Annotated in this window: 13 protein-coding genes; 9 read left to right on the top strand and 4 right to left on the bottom strand. The window is 75.0% G+C overall.

The window, feature by feature from the left end:
* The first annotated feature begins 2 nt into the window (after positions 1-2).
* The 3 genes from WA788_RS19410 to WA788_RS19420 all read left to right on the top strand — a co-directional run bounded on the left by WA788_RS19410 (position 3) and on the right by WA788_RS19420 (position 3698).
* A complete protein-coding gene (locus tag WA788_RS19410) occupies positions 3-1355 on the top strand; it encodes a M16 family metallopeptidase (RefSeq protein WP_335978972.1) in 1353 nt (450 codons plus the stop codon).
* Complete coding sequence (locus WA788_RS19415) at positions 1352-2737, top strand: M16 family metallopeptidase (protein ID WP_335978974.1); 1386 nt, start codon at positions 1352-1354, stop codon at positions 2735-2737. Before WA788_RS19410 ends, WA788_RS19415 begins: the two co-directional genes overlap by 4 nt.
* A gap of 328 nt (positions 2738-3065) precedes the next feature.
* A complete protein-coding gene (locus tag WA788_RS19420) occupies positions 3066-3698 on the top strand; it encodes a GntR family transcriptional regulator (protein ID WP_335978975.1) in 633 nt (210 codons plus the stop codon).
* Positions 3699-3909: 211 nt separating this feature from the next.
* On the opposite strand, the gene WA788_RS19425 is transcribed toward WA788_RS19420, so the two are convergent.
* Positions 3910-4191, bottom strand: coding sequence for an HPr family phosphocarrier protein (locus tag WA788_RS19425; RefSeq protein ID WP_335978977.1), 282 nt, complete (start codon positions 4189-4191; stop codon positions 3910-3912).
* A 183-nt stretch (positions 4192-4374) separates the two neighbouring features.
* On the opposite strand from WA788_RS19425, the gene WA788_RS19430 reads away from it, so the two are divergent.
* The 5 genes from WA788_RS19430 to WA788_RS19450 all read left to right on the top strand — a co-directional run bounded on the left by WA788_RS19430 (position 4375) and on the right by WA788_RS19450 (position 10770).
* The gene (locus WA788_RS19430; RefSeq protein WP_335978980.1) at positions 4375-7272 is read left to right on the top strand and encodes a bifunctional acetate--CoA ligase family protein/GNAT family N-acetyltransferase; all 2898 of its coding nucleotides are present in this window, start codon (positions 4375-4377) and stop codon (positions 7270-7272) included.
* A gap of 30 nt (positions 7273-7302) precedes the next feature.
* Entirely contained in the window at positions 7303-7905 is a 603-nt protein-coding gene (locus tag WA788_RS19435; RefSeq protein ID WP_335978983.1) for a DUF5998 family protein, read from the top strand.
* Positions 7905-9098: an alkaline phosphatase family protein gene (locus WA788_RS19440; protein ID WP_335978985.1), complete on the top strand. Its 1194-nt coding sequence runs from the start codon at positions 7905-7907 to the stop codon at positions 9096-9098. The genes WA788_RS19435 and WA788_RS19440 overlap by 1 nt, the downstream gene beginning before the upstream one ends.
* A 124-nt stretch (positions 9099-9222) precedes the next feature.
* Complete coding sequence (locus WA788_RS19445) at positions 9223-9873, top strand: thymidine kinase (protein ID WP_335978986.1); 651 nt, start codon at positions 9223-9225, stop codon at positions 9871-9873.
* A gap of 69 nt (positions 9874-9942) precedes the next feature.
* Positions 9943-10770, top strand: a complete 828-nt coding sequence (locus WA788_RS19450) for a sulfurtransferase (RefSeq protein ID WP_335978988.1) — start codon at positions 9943-9945, stop codon at positions 10768-10770.
* Between the two features lie 110 nt (positions 10771-10880).
* Here the strand turns inward: WA788_RS19450 and sepH are convergent, their stop codons facing one another.
* The 3 genes from sepH to WA788_RS19465 all read right to left on the bottom strand — a co-directional run bounded on the left by sepH (position 10881) and on the right by WA788_RS19465 (position 15128).
* Complete coding sequence (gene sepH, locus WA788_RS19455) at positions 10881-11942, bottom strand: septation protein SepH (protein ID WP_443034066.1); 1062 nt, start codon at positions 11940-11942, stop codon at positions 10881-10883.
* A gap of 401 nt (positions 11943-12343) precedes the next feature.
* The gene (locus WA788_RS19460) at positions 12344-13702 is read right to left on the bottom strand and encodes a D-arabinono-1,4-lactone oxidase (RefSeq protein ID WP_335978993.1); all 1359 of its coding nucleotides are present in this window, start codon (positions 13700-13702) and stop codon (positions 12344-12346) included.
* Positions 13629-15128, bottom strand: coding sequence for an MFS transporter (locus WA788_RS19465; protein WP_335978995.1), 1500 nt, complete (start codon positions 15126-15128; stop codon positions 13629-13631). Before WA788_RS19465 ends, WA788_RS19460 begins: the two co-directional genes overlap by 74 nt.
* Between WA788_RS19465 and WA788_RS19470 the strand changes: the two genes are divergently transcribed.
* A complete protein-coding gene (locus WA788_RS19470; RefSeq protein WP_335978997.1) occupies positions 15127-16299 on the top strand; it encodes a ferrochelatase in 1173 nt (390 codons plus the stop codon). The genes WA788_RS19465 and WA788_RS19470 overlap by 2 nt on opposite strands.
* Positions 16300-16302: the final 3 nt, after the last annotated feature.

Genomic DNA, 16302 nt, shown 5'->3' on the forward strand with positions numbered 1-16302 from the left:
CCATGGGTCACACGGCCACCCCGGAGGCACACTCCAGCGGCCTGACAGCCACCGAGCACCGCCTGGCGAACGGCCTGCGCGTGGTGCTCTCCGAGGACCACCTCACCCCGGTCGCCGCGGTATGCCTCTGGTACGACGTCGGTTCGCGCCATGAGGTCAAGGGCCGCACCGGCCTCGCCCACCTCTTCGAGCACCTGATGTTCCAGGGCTCGGCCAACGTCAAGGGGAACGGGCACTTCGAGCTCGTCCAGGGCGCGGGCGGTTCGCTCAACGGCACCACCAGCTTCGAGCGCACCAACTACTTCGAGACGATGCCCGCCCACCAGCTCGAACTCGCCCTGTGGCTGGAGGCCGACCGCATGGGCAGCCTGCTGACCGCGCTGGACCAGGAGAGCCTGGACAACCAGCGGGACGTGGTGAAGAACGAGCGCCGCCAGCGGTACGACAACGTGCCCTACGGCACCGCCTTCGAACGCCTCAGCGCGCTCTCCTTCCCGGACGGGCACCCCTACCACCACACGCCGATCGGCTCGATGGCCGACCTCGACGCGGCCTCGCTTGAGGACGCCCGCGCCTTCTTCCGCACGTACTACGCGCCCGGCAACGCGGTGCTGTCGGTGGTCGGCGACATCGACCCGGAGCAGACGCTCGCCTGGATCGAGAAGTACTTCGGCACCATCCCGGCGCACGACGGCAAGCCCGCGCCGCGCGACGGCTCGCTGCCCGACCTGGTCGGCGAGGGCGTCCGCGAGGTCGTCGAGGAGGACGTCCCCTCGCGCGCCCTGATGGCCGTCTACCGGCTGCCGCACGACGGCACCCGGGAGAGTGACGCCGCCGACCTGGCGTTGACGGTGCTGGGCGGCGGCGAGTCCTCCCGCCTGCACAACCGGCTGGTACGCCGGGACCGCTCCGCCGTCACCGCCGGGTTCGGCCTGCTCCGGCTGGCCGGGGCGCCCTCGCTCGGCTGGCTGGACGTCAAGGCGTCCAGCGGCGTCGAACTGCCCGTCATCGAGGCGGCCGTCGACGAGGAGCTGGCCCGCTTCGCCGAAGAGGGGCCCACCGCCGAGGAGATGGAGCGCGCGCAGGCCCAGCTGGAGCGCGAGTGGCTGGACCGGCTGGCCACGGTGGCCGGCCGCGCCGATGAACTGTGCCGGTTCGCCGTGCTGTTCGGCGACCCGCAGCTCGCCCTCACCGCGGTGCAGCGGGTGCTGGACGTGACGGCCGATGAGGTCAGGGCGGTCGCCGCCGCGCGGCTGCGCCCCGACAACCGGGCCGTCCTCGTCTACGAGCCCACCGCGGGCAGCGCCGAGCAGCAGGACGACCAGGACGAGCAGGGAGAGGGTGCCGAGGCATGAGCGACACCGCCGCCACCATGACGTTCCACCCGCAGCCGCAGGCCGGCGAGCCCAGGCCGTGGGCCTTTCCCGCCCCCGAGCGCAGCACCCTGGCCAACGGCCTGACGGTGCTCACCAGCCACCGACCCGGCCAGCAGGTCGTCGCGGTCGAGGTGCTGCTCGCCGCCCCGCTGGCCGCCGAACCCGAGGGCCTGGACGGGGTCGGCACCATCATGGCCAGGGCGCTGTCGGAGGGTACCGACCAGCACTCCGCGGAGGAGTTCGCCGCCGAACTGGAGCGCTGCGGCGCGACGCTGGGCGCGCACGCGGACCACCCGGGGGTGCGGGTCTCCCTCGAAGTGCCCGCGTCCCGGCTGGACAAGGCGCTCGACCTGCTCGCCGAGGCACTGCGGGCCCCGGCCTTCGCGGACGACGAGGTCAAGCGGCTGGTCGCCAACCGGCTCGACGAGATCCCGCACGAGCTGGCCAACCCCGGCCGCCGGGCCGCGATGGCGCTGTCCAAGGAGCTGTTCCCGCCCGAGGCGCGCAACTCCCGGCCCCGGCAGGGCACCGAGGAGACCGTGCGGCGGATCGACGCGGCCGCCGTGCGCGCCTTCTACACCGCGCACGTGCGGCCGGTCACGGCCACCGTCGTGGTGGTCGGCGACCTGACCGGGATCGCGCTGCCCGCGCTGCTGGAGAGCACCCTGGGCCGCTGGACCGGCACCAAGGCCGAGCCGCCGGCCCGCCCGGCGATCACCGCCGACGACACCGCCCGCGTGGTGATCGTGGACCGGCCCGGCTCGGTGCAGACCCAGATGCTCATCGGCCGGACCGGACCGGACCGCCAGGACCCGGTGTGGGCCGCGCAGGTGCTCGGCACCTACTGCCTCGGCGGCACCCTCACCTCCCGGCTGGACCGGGTGCTGCGCGAGGAGAAGGGCTACACCTACGGGGTGCGCGCCTCCGCCCAGGTGCTGCTGTCCTCCGCGGACGGCACGGGCGCCGCGATGCTGGCCATCAGCGGCTCGGTCGCCACCGAGGTGACCGGCCCGGCGCTGGCCGACACCTGGCGGGTGATCCGCGAGCTGGGCGAGGGCGGGCTGACCGACGCCGAGCGCGACGTGGCCGTGCAGAACCTCGTCGGGGTGGCGCCGCTGCGCTACGAGACCGCCGCCGCGGTGGCGGACACCTTCGCCGACCAGGTCGAGCAGGAGCTGCCCGACGACTTCCAGGCCGCGCTGTACGCCCGGCTGACCGAGACCGGCACCGTGGAGGCGACGGCCGCGGTCGTCAACGCCTTCCCGCTCGACCGCCTCGTGGTGGTCCTGGTCGGCGACGCGGCCGCGATCACGGAGCCGGTACGGGAGCTGGGCATCGGCCCGGTGACCGTCGTCTCCTGACCGCTGTCCGACTGCTGTCCGATCGCCGTTTGACCGCCGTTCGGCCGCCGTGTCGTGAACGGCGCCCGCCGCCGCACGCACGCCCTACCGGAACCCCGGCCCGCCCACCCCGGCGCGCCGGGGTTCCGGCGTCACCGCCTTTGCGCCTTCTCGCCCCCGCTGTCCGAAAACGAACCGGACTTTCCGGTAATTCGGGGGCTGCTTTCCCAACCGCCCCCTGCTGCAATAGAGTCGCGGCAGAACGCTTACGGGGAGAGAGCGGAGTTCGTGTGATGCGGAAACGGATGTGAACGGCGCGGGGGGCACCGATCGGCGTATCTCGGCCCAGGTGGTGTGTACGGCGATCCGCGACGACATCGTGGGCGGATTCTTCCCGCCCGGCAGCCGCCTGACCGAGGAACTGCTCGCGCAGCGGTACGGGGTGTCGCGGGTGCCGGTGCGCGAGGCGCTGCGCACCCTGGAGTCCGAGGGGTTCGTCCGCACCCGGCGGCACGCCGGCGCGTCGGTGGCCGAGCCGACCGAGCAGGAGGCCGCGGACCTGCTGGAGCTGCGCGGCCTGCTGGAGCCGCTGGGCGCGGCGAGAGCGGCGCAGCGGCGCGGCGAGGCGCACCTGAAGGTGCTGCGCGGCCTGGTCAGACTGGGCCAGGAGCGGGCGGTGCAGGGCCAGCTGTCGGACCTGCCGGCCCTCGGCGGCTGGTTCCACGAGACACTGGCGCAGGCGTCCGGCAGCCCCACGCTGGCCGCGCTGCTCACCCAGCTGCGGCACAAGATCGCCTGGGTGTACGGCGGGGGCAGCGCCGACCGCGCCGCGCAGGCGTGGGAGGAGCACGCGGCGATCGTGGACGCGGTGGCCCGCGGCGACGCCGACCGGGCCCGCCGGCTGGCCGCGCTGCATGTGGAGCGCGCCACCGCGGTGAGAACCCCGAAACACGCCGTACACGTGGGGCGCCGCCGCGCTTAACAATGGCGCCGTATACAAGAACGTGAATTGCTCTCCCCGGTCGCGCCGGAAAACCGGGCCGGTCGGCATCCCAGTGTTTTCCCGGTGGTGGCCGGGTGCGGATTGCGGGCGCTCTTTCCGACCGGATATGCGAGGGCCGGTGAATTCCGCCGCGCCGGGGGAATTCCGTGCGCCCGCGGCCCGGCCGCGGCCCGCCCGGGGAGCGGGGCGCTCAGACCGTCTCGGGCAGCTCCTCCAGGCCCTCGGCGACGAGCTTCACCAGCCGGTCCAGCGCCGCCTCGGCGCCCTCGGCCGGCGAGTCGAGCACGACCTCCTCGCCGCCCTGCACCCCCAGGCCCAGCACCGCCAGCATCGAGCGGGCGTTGACCGGTTCGCCGCCGGCCCGGGCGATCGTCACCGGCACCCCGGCGGCCGTCGCCGCGCGCACGAAGATGGATGCGGGGCGGGCGTGCAGGCCGTCCGCCCAGCCGACGTTGACGTGCCGCTCAGCCATGGTGAAGCCCTTCGGGTCGGTGCGGTCCGCACAGGTGGTCCAGCAGGTCCCGGCCGCCCCGGCAGGCCCCCGGCGCTGCGTGCGCCGGCCGGCCCGCGCGGGAAACGGCCTCCCCCAGACTGCCTCCTGCGCGTCGGCGGCGCGAGCAGACACCCCACGCGCTCCGGCGCATACGCTGGGGACATGAGCGACCAGCCGTACCCCGTCCACTGGGAGGCCGACGTGGTGCTGCGCGACGGCAGCATCGCCCGCATCCGGCCGATCGGCCCGGAGGACGCCGGACGGCTGGTCCACTTCTACGAACAGGTCTCCGACGAGTCGAAGTACTACCGGTTCTTCGCGCCCTACCCGCGGCTGTCCGACCGGGACGTGCACCGCTTCACCCACCACGACTACAACGACCGGGTCGGCCTGGCCGCCACCGTCGGGGGCGAGTTCATCGCCACCGTCCGCTACGACCGCACCGACGACCAGGGCCGCGCCGCCTCCGGCCCGGCCGCCACCCGCGCCGAGGTCGCCTTCCTCGTCCAGGACGCGCACCAGGGCCGCGGCGTCGCCTCCGCGCTGCTCGAGCACATCGCCGCGGTCGCCCGGGAGCGCGGCATCCTGCACTTCACCGCCGAAGTCCTGCCCGCCAACCGCAAGATGGTCAAGGTCTTCACCGACGCCGGCTACACCCAGCAGCGCAGCTTCGCCGACGGCGTGGTCCACCTCGACCTCGACCTGGAACCCACCGACGAGTCGGTACGCGTGATGCGCGCCCGCGAGCACCGCGCCGAGGCCCGCTCGGTCCAGCGGCTGCTGCGGCCGGAGTCCGTCGCGGTGGTCGGCACCGGACGCCGCCCGGGCGGCATCGGCCGCACGCTGCTGCGCAACATCGCGGCCGGCGGCTTCACCGGGCGGCTCTACGCGGTCAACCACGCCTTCCCCGAGGGCGGCACCGACCTCGGCGGGGTGCCCGGGCACCGCTCGGTCCGCCGGATCGCGGACAGCGGCGCGAGCGTCGACCTCGCGGTGGTGGCGGTGCCCGCCCAGCGGGTGCCCGAGGCCGTCGCCGACTGCGGCGCCGCCGGGGTACGGGGCCTGGTCGTGGTCAGCGCGGGCTACTCCGAGACCGGCCCCGAGGGCCGGGCCCGGCAGCGCGAACTGGTCCGGCAGGCCCGCTCCCACGGCATGCGGGTGATCGGGCCGAACGCGTTCGGGGTGATCAACACCGCGCCCGACTCCCGGCTGAACGCCTCGCTGTCGCCCGACATGCCGCGCCGCGGCAAGCTCGGGCTGTTCACCCAGTCCGGCTCCATCGGCATCGCCCTGCTGTCCGGGCTGCACCGCCGCGGGCTGGGCCCGTCCGCCTTCGTCTCGGCGGGCAACCGCGCCGACGTCTCCGGCAACGACATGCTCCAGTACTGGCAGGACGACCCGGACACCGGCGCGGTGCTGATGTACCTGGAGTCGTTCGGCAACCCGCGCAAGTTCACCCGGCTCGCCCGCCGCGCCGCCGCCGACAAGCCCGTGGTCGTGGTGAAGGGCGCCCTGCACTCCGGCGCGGTGCCCGCAGGACACGAGGTGCCGTCCCCCCGCATCCCGGACTCCACGGTGTCCGCGCTGTTCCGGCAGGCCGGGGTGATGCGGGTGGACACCGTCACCGAACTCCTGGACGCCGGGCTGTTCCTGGCCCTCCAGCCGCTCCCGGCCGGCGACCGCGTCGCCATCCTCGGCAACTCCGAGTCACTGGGCCTGCTCACCTACGACTCGGCGCTCACCGCCGGGCTGCGCCCCGCCGCCCCGGCCGACCTCACCACCGCGGCCGGCCCGGACGACTTCGCCGCCGCGCTCACCGCCGCCCTCGCCGACCCCGGCAGCGACGCGGTGGTGGTCACCGCGATCCCGCGGGTCGGCACCGACCTGCTGACCGCCGACCCGAGCGACCCCAGTGACGCGGCCACGCTCCCCACCCCGCCGAGCCCCGCGCGCGAGGCGGGCGCCACCCCGGCCGGCACCCCCGATCCGGGCGCCGCCCCGGCCACCGGACCCGGTCCTGACCCCGGCTCCGCATCCGACCCTGAGGCCGGCGACGACCCGGAACTGGCCGCCGCCCTGCGCGCCGCCGCCGCCGGCGCGGCCAAGCCCGTCGTCGTGGTCCACCTCGCCCTGGACGCCATGGCCGACCGGCTCGGCGCCCCCGCCGACGACAGTGGCCCGCCCGCCGCCCGCATCCCCGCCTACCGCGCCCCGGACCGCGCCGTCCGCTCGCTCGCCGAGGCCACCGCCTACGCCGCCTGGCGCGCCGGCGAGGCCGACCCCGGCCGCGTGCCGGAACTGGACGGCATCGACGAGGACGGCGCGGCCGCCGACGTCCGCCGGCTGCTGCCCCCGGGCACGCCCCCCGACGAGGGCGTCACCCTCACCGACGCCGACACCGCGGCCCTGCTCGGCCGCTACGGCATCGAGGTCCGGCTGGCCCGGCCCGCGCCCGACCCGGACGCCGCCGCCGAGGCCGCCGCCGCGCTCGGCTACCCGGTGGCGCTGAAGACCACCGCGCCCCACCTGCGCCACCGGGCCGACCTCGGCGGCGTACGGCTCGACCTCGCCGACGAGGACGACCTGCGGCGGGCCTACGGCGAGCTGACCACGCGGCTGGGCGGCCCCGCCGAACTGCGCCCGGTGGTCCAGGCGATGGCCCCGCGCGGGGTCGACACGGTGGTACGGGCCGGGGTGGACCCCGCGGCCGGGGCGGTGCTCTCCTTCGGGCTGGCCGGGGCACCCTCCGAACTGCTGGGCGACGTGGCGCACCGGCTGGTTCCGGCCACCGACCGCGACGCCGCGGAACTGGTGCGCTCCATCAAGTCCGCGCCCATGCTCTTCGGGTGGCGCGGCGCCGAACCGGTGGACACCGCGGCCCTGGAGGAACTGCTGCTGCGGGTGTCGATGCTCGCCGATGACCTGCCGGAAGTGGTCGCGGTCGACCTGGAGCCCGTGGTGGTCGCCCCGCGCGGCCTGAGCGTGCTCGGCGCGCGGGTCCGGCTGGCAACCCCGCCGGCCCGTACGGACCTGGGCCCGCGCGCCCTGACGACGTACTGAACGCCCTGGCGCGCGCATAGGATGGACGGCATGGCGAAGACCGGTACGACGACGCAGGGACTGCGCACGGCCATCGAGCGCAGCGGCTACTACCCGGCCCTGGTGGCCGAGGCCGTAGAGGCGGCCGTGGGGCGCGAGCCGGTCACGTCGTACCTGGTCCACCAGGAGACCACCTTCGACGCCAATGAGGTGCGGCGGCACGTGACGGTGCTGGTGCTCACCGGCAGCCGCTTCATCGTCAGCCACACCGACGAGCAGGCCGCCGACGACACCTCGCCGAGCCCGTACGCGACCACCTCCACCGAATCGGTGAAGATCGGCCGGATCTCCTCGGTGGTGGTCAGCCGGGTGGTGGCCAACCCCGAGTCCTACACGCCCGGCACCCCCGGCCAGCCGGGCACCCTGCCGCGCGAGGTGGTGCTCACCATCGGCTGGGGCGCCGTCTCCCGGATCGACCTGGAGCCGGCCGCCTGCGGCGACCCCAACTGCGAGGCCGACCACGGCTACACCGGTTCCTCCACCGTGGACGACCTCTCGCTGCGGGTGAGCGAGGCCGGGGACGGCCCCGACACCGTGCGGCAGGCCCTCGCCTTCGCGCAGGCCCTCTCCGAGGCGACAGCGGCCACGGACTGATGGCCGGAGCACCGCCCGACACCCACGACCCCGAGCCGCTCGACCCGCGCACCGCCCCGGTCCCCGCCTACGGCACCGCCGCGCTGTGCGACGTGATCCCCGCCGCGGTCGCCGGGTTCGGCGTCCCCGGTATGCCGGCCACCGGACTGGTCCTCGAACCGGCCGACCGGGTCTGCGTGTTCCTGGTGGACGGGCTCGGCTGGGAGCTGATCCTGCGCCACCCCGACGAGGCGCCCTACCTCACCTCGCTGCTGGGCACCTCGCTCGGCGGCAGCGGCCGCCCGCTCACCGCCGGCTTCCCGTCCACCACCGCCACCTCGCTCGCCTCCGTCGGAACCGGCCTGCCGCCGGGCGCACACGGCCTGGCCGGGTACACCGCGCTCAACCCCGCCACCGGCGAGCTGATGAACCAGCTGCGCTGGCAGCCGTGGACCGCGCCGGGCGCCTGGCAGCCGCACCCGACCGTCTTCCGGCTCGCCGACGCGGCCGGTATCGCCACCTGCCAGGTCTCCTCGCCGGCCTTCGCGCAGACCCCGCTGACGAAGGTCGCGCTGTCCGGCGGCACCTTCCACGGGCGGCTGTCCGGCGAGGAGCGGATGGACCTGGCCGCCGACCGGCTCGCCGCCGCCGACCGCGCGCTGGTCTACACGTACTACAGCGAACTGGACGGCATGGGCCACCGCTACGGCGTCGACTCCGACGCCTGGCGCGGGCAGTTGGCCATGGTCGACCGGCTGGCGCAGCGCCTGGCCGAGCAACTGCCGCCGCGCAGCGCCCTGTACGTCACCGCCGACCACGGCATGATCGACATCCCGTTCGACGAGGAGTCCAGGATCGACTTCGACGAGGACTGGGAGCTGCGCGCGGGGGTCGCGGTGCTGGGCGGCGAGGGCCGGGCCCGGCACGTGTACGCGGTGCCCGGCGCCGAGGCCGATGTGCTCGCGGTGTGGCGCGAGGTGCTCGGCGACCGGATGTGGGTGGCCGGCCGCGCGGAGGCGGTGGCCGCGGGCTGGTTCGGGCCGCAGTGCGAGCCGCGGGTGCTGGGCCGGATCGGGGACGTGGTGGCCGTGGCGCGCGACGACATCGCGATCGTGGCGGGCCGCGGCGAACCCGGGGAGTCGAAGATGGTGGGCCTGCACGGCTCCATGGCCCCCGTCGAGCAGCTCGTGCCGCTGCTCGAAGTACGCTCCTGAGGGCGTCCGCCGCGCCGCCGTCCGTGTCCTGCCCGCCTGACCCCTGCCCGCCCGTGCCCTGACCGTCCTTGCCGCCGCGTCCCGTCCGCCCCCTCCGCCGCACCGAAAGGCCGTCGTCCCTCCCATGTCCGAGCTGGTCTTCTTCTCCGGAACGATGGACTGCGGCAAGAGCACCCTCGCGTTGCAGATCGTCCACAACCGCACCGCCCGCGGCCTCCAGGCGGTGATCTTCACCCGGGACGACCGCGCCGGACAGGGCAAGCTCTCCTCCCGGCTCGGCCTGGTCACCGACGCGGTGGAGGTGGCCGACGGCATGGACCTGTACGGCCACCTGGTCGGGGTGATCAGCCGCGGCGGCCGGGTGGACTACGCGGTCGTCGACGAGGCGCAGTTCCTCGCGCCGGAGCAGATCGACCAGCTGGCCCGGGTGGTGGACGAACTCGACCTGGACGTCTACGCGTTCGGCATCACCACCGACTTCCGCACCCGGCTCTTCCCCGGTTCGCGGCGGCTGATGGAACTGGCCGACCGGATAGAGACGCTCCAGGTGGAGGCGCTGTGCTGGTGCGGAGCCCGCGCCACCCACAACGCGCGCACGATCGGCGGCGTCATGGTGGTCGAGGGCGCCCAGGTGGTGATCGGCGACGTGGACCGCGCCGCCGAGGTCGGCTACGAAGTGCTCTGCCGCCGCCACCACCGGCGCCGGATGACGAGCGCGTCGGCCGCGGCGGGCACGCTCTCGCCGGACGTGCTGCCGGTCAACCACCCGGGCTGAACCGCCGGACCGCCGGGCTGCCGCGCCCGGACCGCGGCGCCGGCCCCGGCCGCCGCCCACAATGGGGGCATGGAACCCATCATCACCGCGGCAGAACTGGCCGCGGCGCCCGCCGCCACCGCCGTGCTCGACGTCCGCTACCGGATGGGCGGGCCGCCCGGGCACGGCGAGTACGCGGCCGGCCACATCCCCGGCGCCCGGTACGTCGACCTGGATGCCGCCCTCGCCGCGGCGCCCGGCCCGCGCGGCCGCCACCCGCTGCCGGACGTCGAGGTGTTCGGCGCGGCGATGCGCGCGGCGGGCGTCGGCGCGGACACCGACGTGGTGCTCTACGACGACTGGAACGGCTGGGGGCCGGCCCGCGCGTGGTGGCTGCTGCGCTGGGCGGGCCACGAGCGGGTGCGGGTGCTGGACGGCGGGCTGGCGGCGTGGAAGGCGGCGGGGCTGCCGCTGAGCACCGAGGAACCGCCGCCGGGCGACGGGGACTTCGTGCCGCGGCCCGGCGCGCTGCCGGTGCTCGACGCGGCCGGCGCCGCCGAACTCGCCCGCCGCGGGCTGCTGCTGGACGCCCGGGCGGGGGAGCGGTACCGCGGCGAGAGCGAGCCGATCGACCCCGTCGCCGGCCACATCCCGGGCGCGGTGAGCGCCCCCACGACGCAGAACGTCACCGAGGACGGCCGCTTCCGCACCGCGGCCGAACTCGCGGCGCGCTTCCGCGCCCTGGGCGCGACCCCCGGCGCGGAGGTGGGCGTCTACTGCGGCTCGGGCGTCTCCGCCGCGCACGAGATCCTCGCGCTGGCCGTGGCGGGCGTCCCCGCGGCGCTGTACGTCGGCTCCTGGAGCGAGTGGGGCGCCGACCCGTCCCGCCCGGTGGCCACGGGCGACCAGCCGGGCTGAGCCGCGCATAGGCCCCGGGACCGTACGCGTAAGGGGCAGCCACCATGGTGGCTGCCCCTTACGGCCGTCGGCTCCCGGTCTGGTGTCCCGATTCCCCGCAAGGGGCCGGTCTACTCCTGCTTCTTGCGGCGGCTGCCGAAGACGATCTCGTCCCAACTCGGCACCGTGGCGCGCCGGCCCGGCCGGACACCGTCCGCCTCGGCCTGGCGGTCGGTGGTGCCCTTGAGGCGGTCCCGGTGGCCCGCCACGGCGCGCGGCATCAGCACGTCCGCATACGCCGACCCCGCGCCGGCGCTGGCCGCCGGAGCGGCCTCCTCCGACTCCTCCTGCGGCACCTCCACCGCCGGAGCGGCGTCCGGCGGCACCGGGGGAGCCGGCACCACCATGTCGCCGCGGAAGCTCGGCACCGCTTCGAGCAGGCTGGTGAGCGAGTCGCGCTCCTCCGGCTGCTCCTCGGCGCGCGCCTCGCGGTCCTGCCGGTCGCGTTCGATCCGCTCGGGCCGCTCGGGCCGTTCCTGGCCGGGGCGGTCCAGCGGGCGGTCCCTGGGCAGCCGGGCGATCCGGGGCACGAACGGGAAGCTCGGCTCCTGGCCCTGGGTCTGCGCGGTCTCGCCGATCAGCGCCCGTGCCTCGTCGTCGACCGCCTGCACCAGGCGGCGCGGCGGGTCGTACGTCCAGCACGCCGAGTGCGGTTCGCCGGCGACCTGGTAGACGAGCAGGACCTCCCAGGTGCCGTCGTCACGGCGCCAGGAGTCCCACAGCACGGTGTCCTTCTCCGCGCCGCGCAGCAGCAGGCGTTCGGCGACCGCCTCGCCCAACTGCGGCCCGGTGGTCTCGCCCTGGCGGCGGACCGGGGTCTTCCTGGCGCGCTCGGCCATGAAGGCCCGCTCCGCCAGCACCGGCCCCTCGAACCGCCGGACCCGCTCCACCGGGATGCCGCCGAGCTGGGCGACCTCCTCGGCCGAAGCGCCGGCTCGTATCCGGGCCTGGATGTCCCGCGGCCGCAGATGGCTCTCGACCTCGATCTCGATCTGCCCGAGCCGCGCGCGGTCGTTGCGCACGGCGGCGCGCAGCCGCTCGTCGATCGGGAGGGTGTACTCCGTGCTGTCGGCAGCTTTGAGCACCAGTCGGGTGCCGTCGTTGCTGACGGCCACGACCCGCAGTTCGGGCACGGTTACCTCCCGGGTGGTGCCTGCCGACGTCACGTGCGTCGCTGCTCCCGTTGAACGAGTGTGGCCTGCCCGGGTGCAGCGTGCCACAACCTTGCCGAGTTATCCGGCGTGTCGGGACGAGATGGTGACACGCCGTCATGGGACGGTGGTCAGTTGGCCACCGTGTGTGACCAATGATGGCACCCCGGGACGAGTGCTCCCGACTCCCCGCCACGCGTCCTGGGCGCCGGCCGGGCACCGGCAGCCAGGATTCGTCACGGTACTCCATTCGGGCCACCGCGGGGCGGCTGCCGCGCCAGCGAATGTCGTGCGGGGAGCGGGAGTTGGGTGACCCGTCTCACACGGGACCGCGTCGTTCATCACCCAAAAGGGGACGTACGGAGCGATGTCGCCGTCACCCGTCACGTACGGGGCCCCAGCACCCGGCGCAGGTAGTCGTTGTCGAAGACCCCTTCGGGGTCGAGCCGGTCGCGTAGCGCGGTGAACTCGTCGAACCGCGGGTAGGCCGCGCGCAGGTACGCCGCGTCCCGGGTGTGCATCTTGCCCCAGTGCGGCCGCCCGCCGGCCGCCACCATGATCCGCTCGACCGCGGTGAAGTACTCCTGGTAGCGGCTGCCGCGGTACATGTGCACCGCGACATAGGCGCTGTCCCGGCCCGACGCGGTGGACAGCGCGATGTCGTCGGCCGGCGCCACCCGCACCTCCACCGGGAAGCTGACCCGCAGGTCCGAGCGCTCCACCATGGCCTTCAACTCCCGCAGCACCGGCACCGCGGCCTCGCGCGGCACCGCGTACTCCATCTCCACGAACCGCACCCGGCGCGGGCTGGTGAAGACCTTGTAGGGGATGTCGGTGTACGTCCGGGCGGACAGCGCGCGGCTGGAGAGCCTCGCGATCCCGGGGATCGCCGCGGGGGCGACCCGCCCCAGCGCGCAGGCGGCCTGGAACACGCCGTTGGACAGCAGTTCGTCGTCGATCCAGCCGCGCAGCGCGGGCACCGGGGCGGCCGGGCCGGCGGTGCGGTTGTTGCGCTTGGTGGTGCAGCCCTCGGTGTGCGGGAACCAGTAGAACTCGAAGTGCTCGTTCTCCGCGACGAGCCGGTCGAAGTCCGCGGTGACCCGGTCGAAGGTCATCGGCTCCTCGCGGGCGGTGAGGAGGAACAGCGGCTCGACGGCGAAGGTGAGGGCGCTGACCACGCCGAGCGCGCCCAGCCCGACCCGGGCGGCGGCGAAGACCTCCGGGTGCTGGCCGGCCGAGCAGCGCAGCACCGACCCGTCGGCGGTGACCAGTTCCAGCGCGGTCAGCTGCGCGGCGATCGAGCCGGAGTCGCGGCCGGTGCCGTGGGTGCCGGTGCTGGTGGCGCCGGCCACCGTCTGCGCCATGATGTCGCCCATGTTCCGCAGCGACAGCCCGGCGCCGGCCAGCGCCGCGTTGAGCTGCCGCAGTTGCACCCCCGACTCCACCGTCACGGTGCCGGCCGCGGCGTCGATCGACCGGATCGCGGTCAGGCCTTCGGGCCGCACCAGCAGCCCGTCGGTGGCCGCGGCCGCGGTGAAGGAGTGGCCGGAGCCGACCGCCTTCACCCGCAGCCCGTCGGCGGCGGCCTTCCGCACGGCCGCGGCGAGTTCGTCGACGGAGGCGGGCGCGGCGACCCGCCCGGGGCGCGCGCGGACGTTGCCCGCCCAGTTACGCCACTCCCTCGCCCTCGCGGGCGCCGTCCTGCCGTCGCTGGTCCTCAGTGCGCTTGCGGTCCGGCCCATCGTGGTCGTGCTCCTCCCGATCCGGTGCCGGCCGCAGCCGGCGGTAGCCGAGGAACGCCACCGCCGCCGCGAAGACCGCGGCGGAGGTGCTCACCCAGTAGGCGGCCGAGGCACCGTGCGTGTCGATCACCCGACCGGCGAGCGCGGCGCCCGCGGCGACGCCGACCGCGAGACCCGTGCTGGTCCACGTGATGCCCTCGGTCAACCGCCCCCGGGGTACCAGCTGTTCGACCAGGCCCATCGCGTTCACCATCGTGGGGGCGATGGTCAGGCCGGAGACGAACAGCGCCAAGGCCAGGAAGTGGAGACTCCCGACCAGTAGTGGCGGGATCATACTCACCGCCATCAGCGCGATGCCCGCCCGGAACCGGCCGGCGACGGTCCCGCGCGGCCGACTCAGCCCGAACACCAGCCCCGCGACGCACGAACCGAGCGCGTAGGTGGCCAGCACCACGCTCGCCAGCGCCTTGTGGCCGCGCTCGTCGGCGAACGCGACGGTGACCACCTCCACCGCGCCGAACATCGCGCCGGTGCCGACGAAGACCCCGACCAGCACCGCGAGCCCCGGCGCGGCCAGCACCGAGCCGCCGGCCCGGTGCGCGTCGGGGTGCGGTACCGGCTCGGTGCCGCGCAGCGCGGTCAGCGCCAGCACCCCCGCGGCCAGGAACACCGCCGCCAGCAGCGGCCCGGCCTCGGCGAACCAGCCGGTGCTCAGGCCCACCGACAGGATCGGGCCGACGATGAAGACGATCTCGTCGACGACCGCCTCGACCGAGTACGCGGTGTGCAGTTGCTCCGGGGTGTCGCGCAGCAGCTCCGACCAGCGGGCCCGCACCATCGCGCCGGTGCTCGGGGTGGTGCCGGCGCCCAGCACGCACACGAAGTACGCCCAGTCCGGCGCGCCCGCCCAGGTGCAGGCCAGCAGCCCGGCCACCGACACCACCGTCACCGCGCAGACCGGGCGCAGCACCCTCCGCTGCCCGTGGCGGTCGACCAGCCGGGAGATGCGCGGCCCGGTCACGGCGCCGGACAGCGCCAGGGTGGCCGACAGCGCGCCGGCCAGGCCGTACCGCCCGGTCACCTGGGAGACCATCGTCACGATGCCGATGCCGAGCATCGACAGGGGCATCCGGCCGACCAGCCCGGCCACACTGAACGCCATGGCGCCCGGGGTCCGGTAGATCGCGCGGTAGGGGCTGGTCACGTGGCGCTCCCCGGCGTCGTCGCCGTCGGGACAGGCAGGACGGTAGGGGGTCCCGCGTAAGGAACAGAGCTGGCGAGTACAGCTTACGGAGCGCGGCAAGTCGTTTTTCTGCGGAGTTCCACGGAGTTCCACGGAGTTCCACGGAGTTCCACGGAGTTCCACGGAGTTCCGCGGAGCCCGGGCGCCGGGCGGGGCGGGGCGAGGTGGCAGGATCGGAGGCATGCCTGATCAGCGTGACCCGAACGCCGCGCCGGACCGACCCGCGGCGCCGAACGGACCGGACACCGGCCCCTACGACGCCCTGCTGCTGCTCTCCTTCGGCGGGCCGGAGGGCCCGGACGACGTGGTGCCGTTCCTGGAGAACGTCACCCGGGGGCGCGGCATCCCGCGCGAGCGGTTGAAGGAGGTCGGCAAGCACTACTTCCTGTTCGGCGGGGTCAGCCCGATCAACGAGCAGAACCGCGAGCTGCTGGCCGCGCTCCGCAAGGAGTTCGCCGACCAGGGCGTCGACCTGCCCGTCTACTGGGGCAACCGGAACTGGGCGCCCTACCTGACCGACGCGCTGCGCGAGATCGCCGACGCCGGGCACCGCCGGGTGCTGGTGCTGGCCACCAGCGCCTACGCGTCGTACTCCGGCTGCCGCCAGTACCGGGAGAACCTCGCCGCCTCGCTGGCCGTCCTCGCCGAGGAGGGCCGCCCGGCGCTGCGGGTGGACAAGCTGCGGCACTACTTCAACCACCCGGGCTTCGTGGAGCCGATGGTCGACAACACCCTCGCCGCGCTCGCCGCGCTCCCCGCCGACGTCCGCGACCGCGCGCGCCTGGCCTTCACCACGCACTCCATCCCCACCGCCGCGGCCGACACCTCCGGACCGGTCGCCGCCCACGGCGACGGCGGCGCGTACGTCGCGCAGCACCTGGAGACGGCCCGGCTGGTCGCCGACCGCGTCCGGCAGGCCACCGGCACCGACCGCGACTGGCAGCTGGTCTACCAGTCGCGCTCCGGCGCCCCGCACATCCCGTGGCTGGAGCCGGACATCTGCGACCACCTGGAGAGCGAGCACGCCGACGGCGCGCCCGCGGTGGTCATGGTGCCGATCGGCTTCGTCTCGGACCACATGGAAGTCAAGTACGACCTCGACACTGAGGCCGCGGCCAAGGCAGCCGAGCTCGGGCTGCCGGTCAGCCGCGCCGCCACCGTGGGCGCCGACCCGCGCTTCGCCGCCGCGGTGCGCGAGCTGGTGCTGGAGCGCGCGGCGACCGAGCGGGGCCTGGCGCCGGTCCGCTGCGCGCTCGGGCGGCTGGGCCCGAGCCACGACGTGTGCCCCGCGGGCTGCTGCCCGGCCGCCGACCGGGGCCGGCCGAGCCGGCCCGCCGCCGCAGGAACCGACTGAGGA

It is taken from the genome of Streptomyces sp. CA2R106 (genome assembly GCF_037034245.1).
In the GTDB taxonomy this organism is placed as follows: domain Bacteria; phylum Actinomycetota; class Actinomycetes; order Streptomycetales; family Streptomycetaceae; genus Actinacidiphila.

Excerpts from the sequence above, each read along its gene's own strand:
- WA788_RS19410 (WP_335978972.1), top strand. The coding sequence starts at position 3 with ATGGGTCACACGGCCACCCCGGAGGCACACTCCAGCGGCCTGACAGCC.
- WA788_RS19415 (WP_335978974.1), top strand. The coding sequence starts at position 1,352 with ATGAGCGACACCGCCGCCACCATGACGTTCCACCCGCAGCCGCAGGCC.
- WA788_RS19425 (WP_335978977.1), bottom strand. The coding sequence starts at position 4,191 with ATGGCTGAGCGGCACGTCAACGTCGGCTGGGCGGACGGCCTGCACGCC.
- WA788_RS19430 (WP_335978980.1), top strand. The coding sequence starts at position 4,375 with ATGAGCGACCAGCCGTACCCCGTCCACTGGGAGGCCGACGTGGTGCTG.
- WA788_RS19435 (WP_335978983.1), top strand. The coding sequence starts at position 7,303 with ATGGCGAAGACCGGTACGACGACGCAGGGACTGCGCACGGCCATCGAG.
- WA788_RS19440 (WP_335978985.1), top strand. The coding sequence starts at position 7,905 with ATGGCCGGAGCACCGCCCGACACCCACGACCCCGAGCCGCTCGACCCG.
- WA788_RS19445 (WP_335978986.1), top strand. The coding sequence starts at position 9,223 with ATGTCCGAGCTGGTCTTCTTCTCCGGAACGATGGACTGCGGCAAGAGC.
- WA788_RS19450 (WP_335978988.1), top strand. The coding sequence starts at position 9,943 with ATGGAACCCATCATCACCGCGGCAGAACTGGCCGCGGCGCCCGCCGCC.
- WA788_RS19460 (WP_335978993.1), bottom strand. The coding sequence starts at position 13,702 with ATGGGCCGGACCGCAAGCGCACTGAGGACCAGCGACGGCAGGACGGCG.
- WA788_RS19470 (WP_335978997.1), top strand. The coding sequence starts at position 15,127 with ATGCCTGATCAGCGTGACCCGAACGCCGCGCCGGACCGACCCGCGGCG.
- WA788_RS19465 (WP_335978995.1), bottom strand. The coding sequence starts at position 15,128 with ATGCCTCCGATCCTGCCACCTCGCCCCGCCCCGCCCGGCGCCCGGGCT.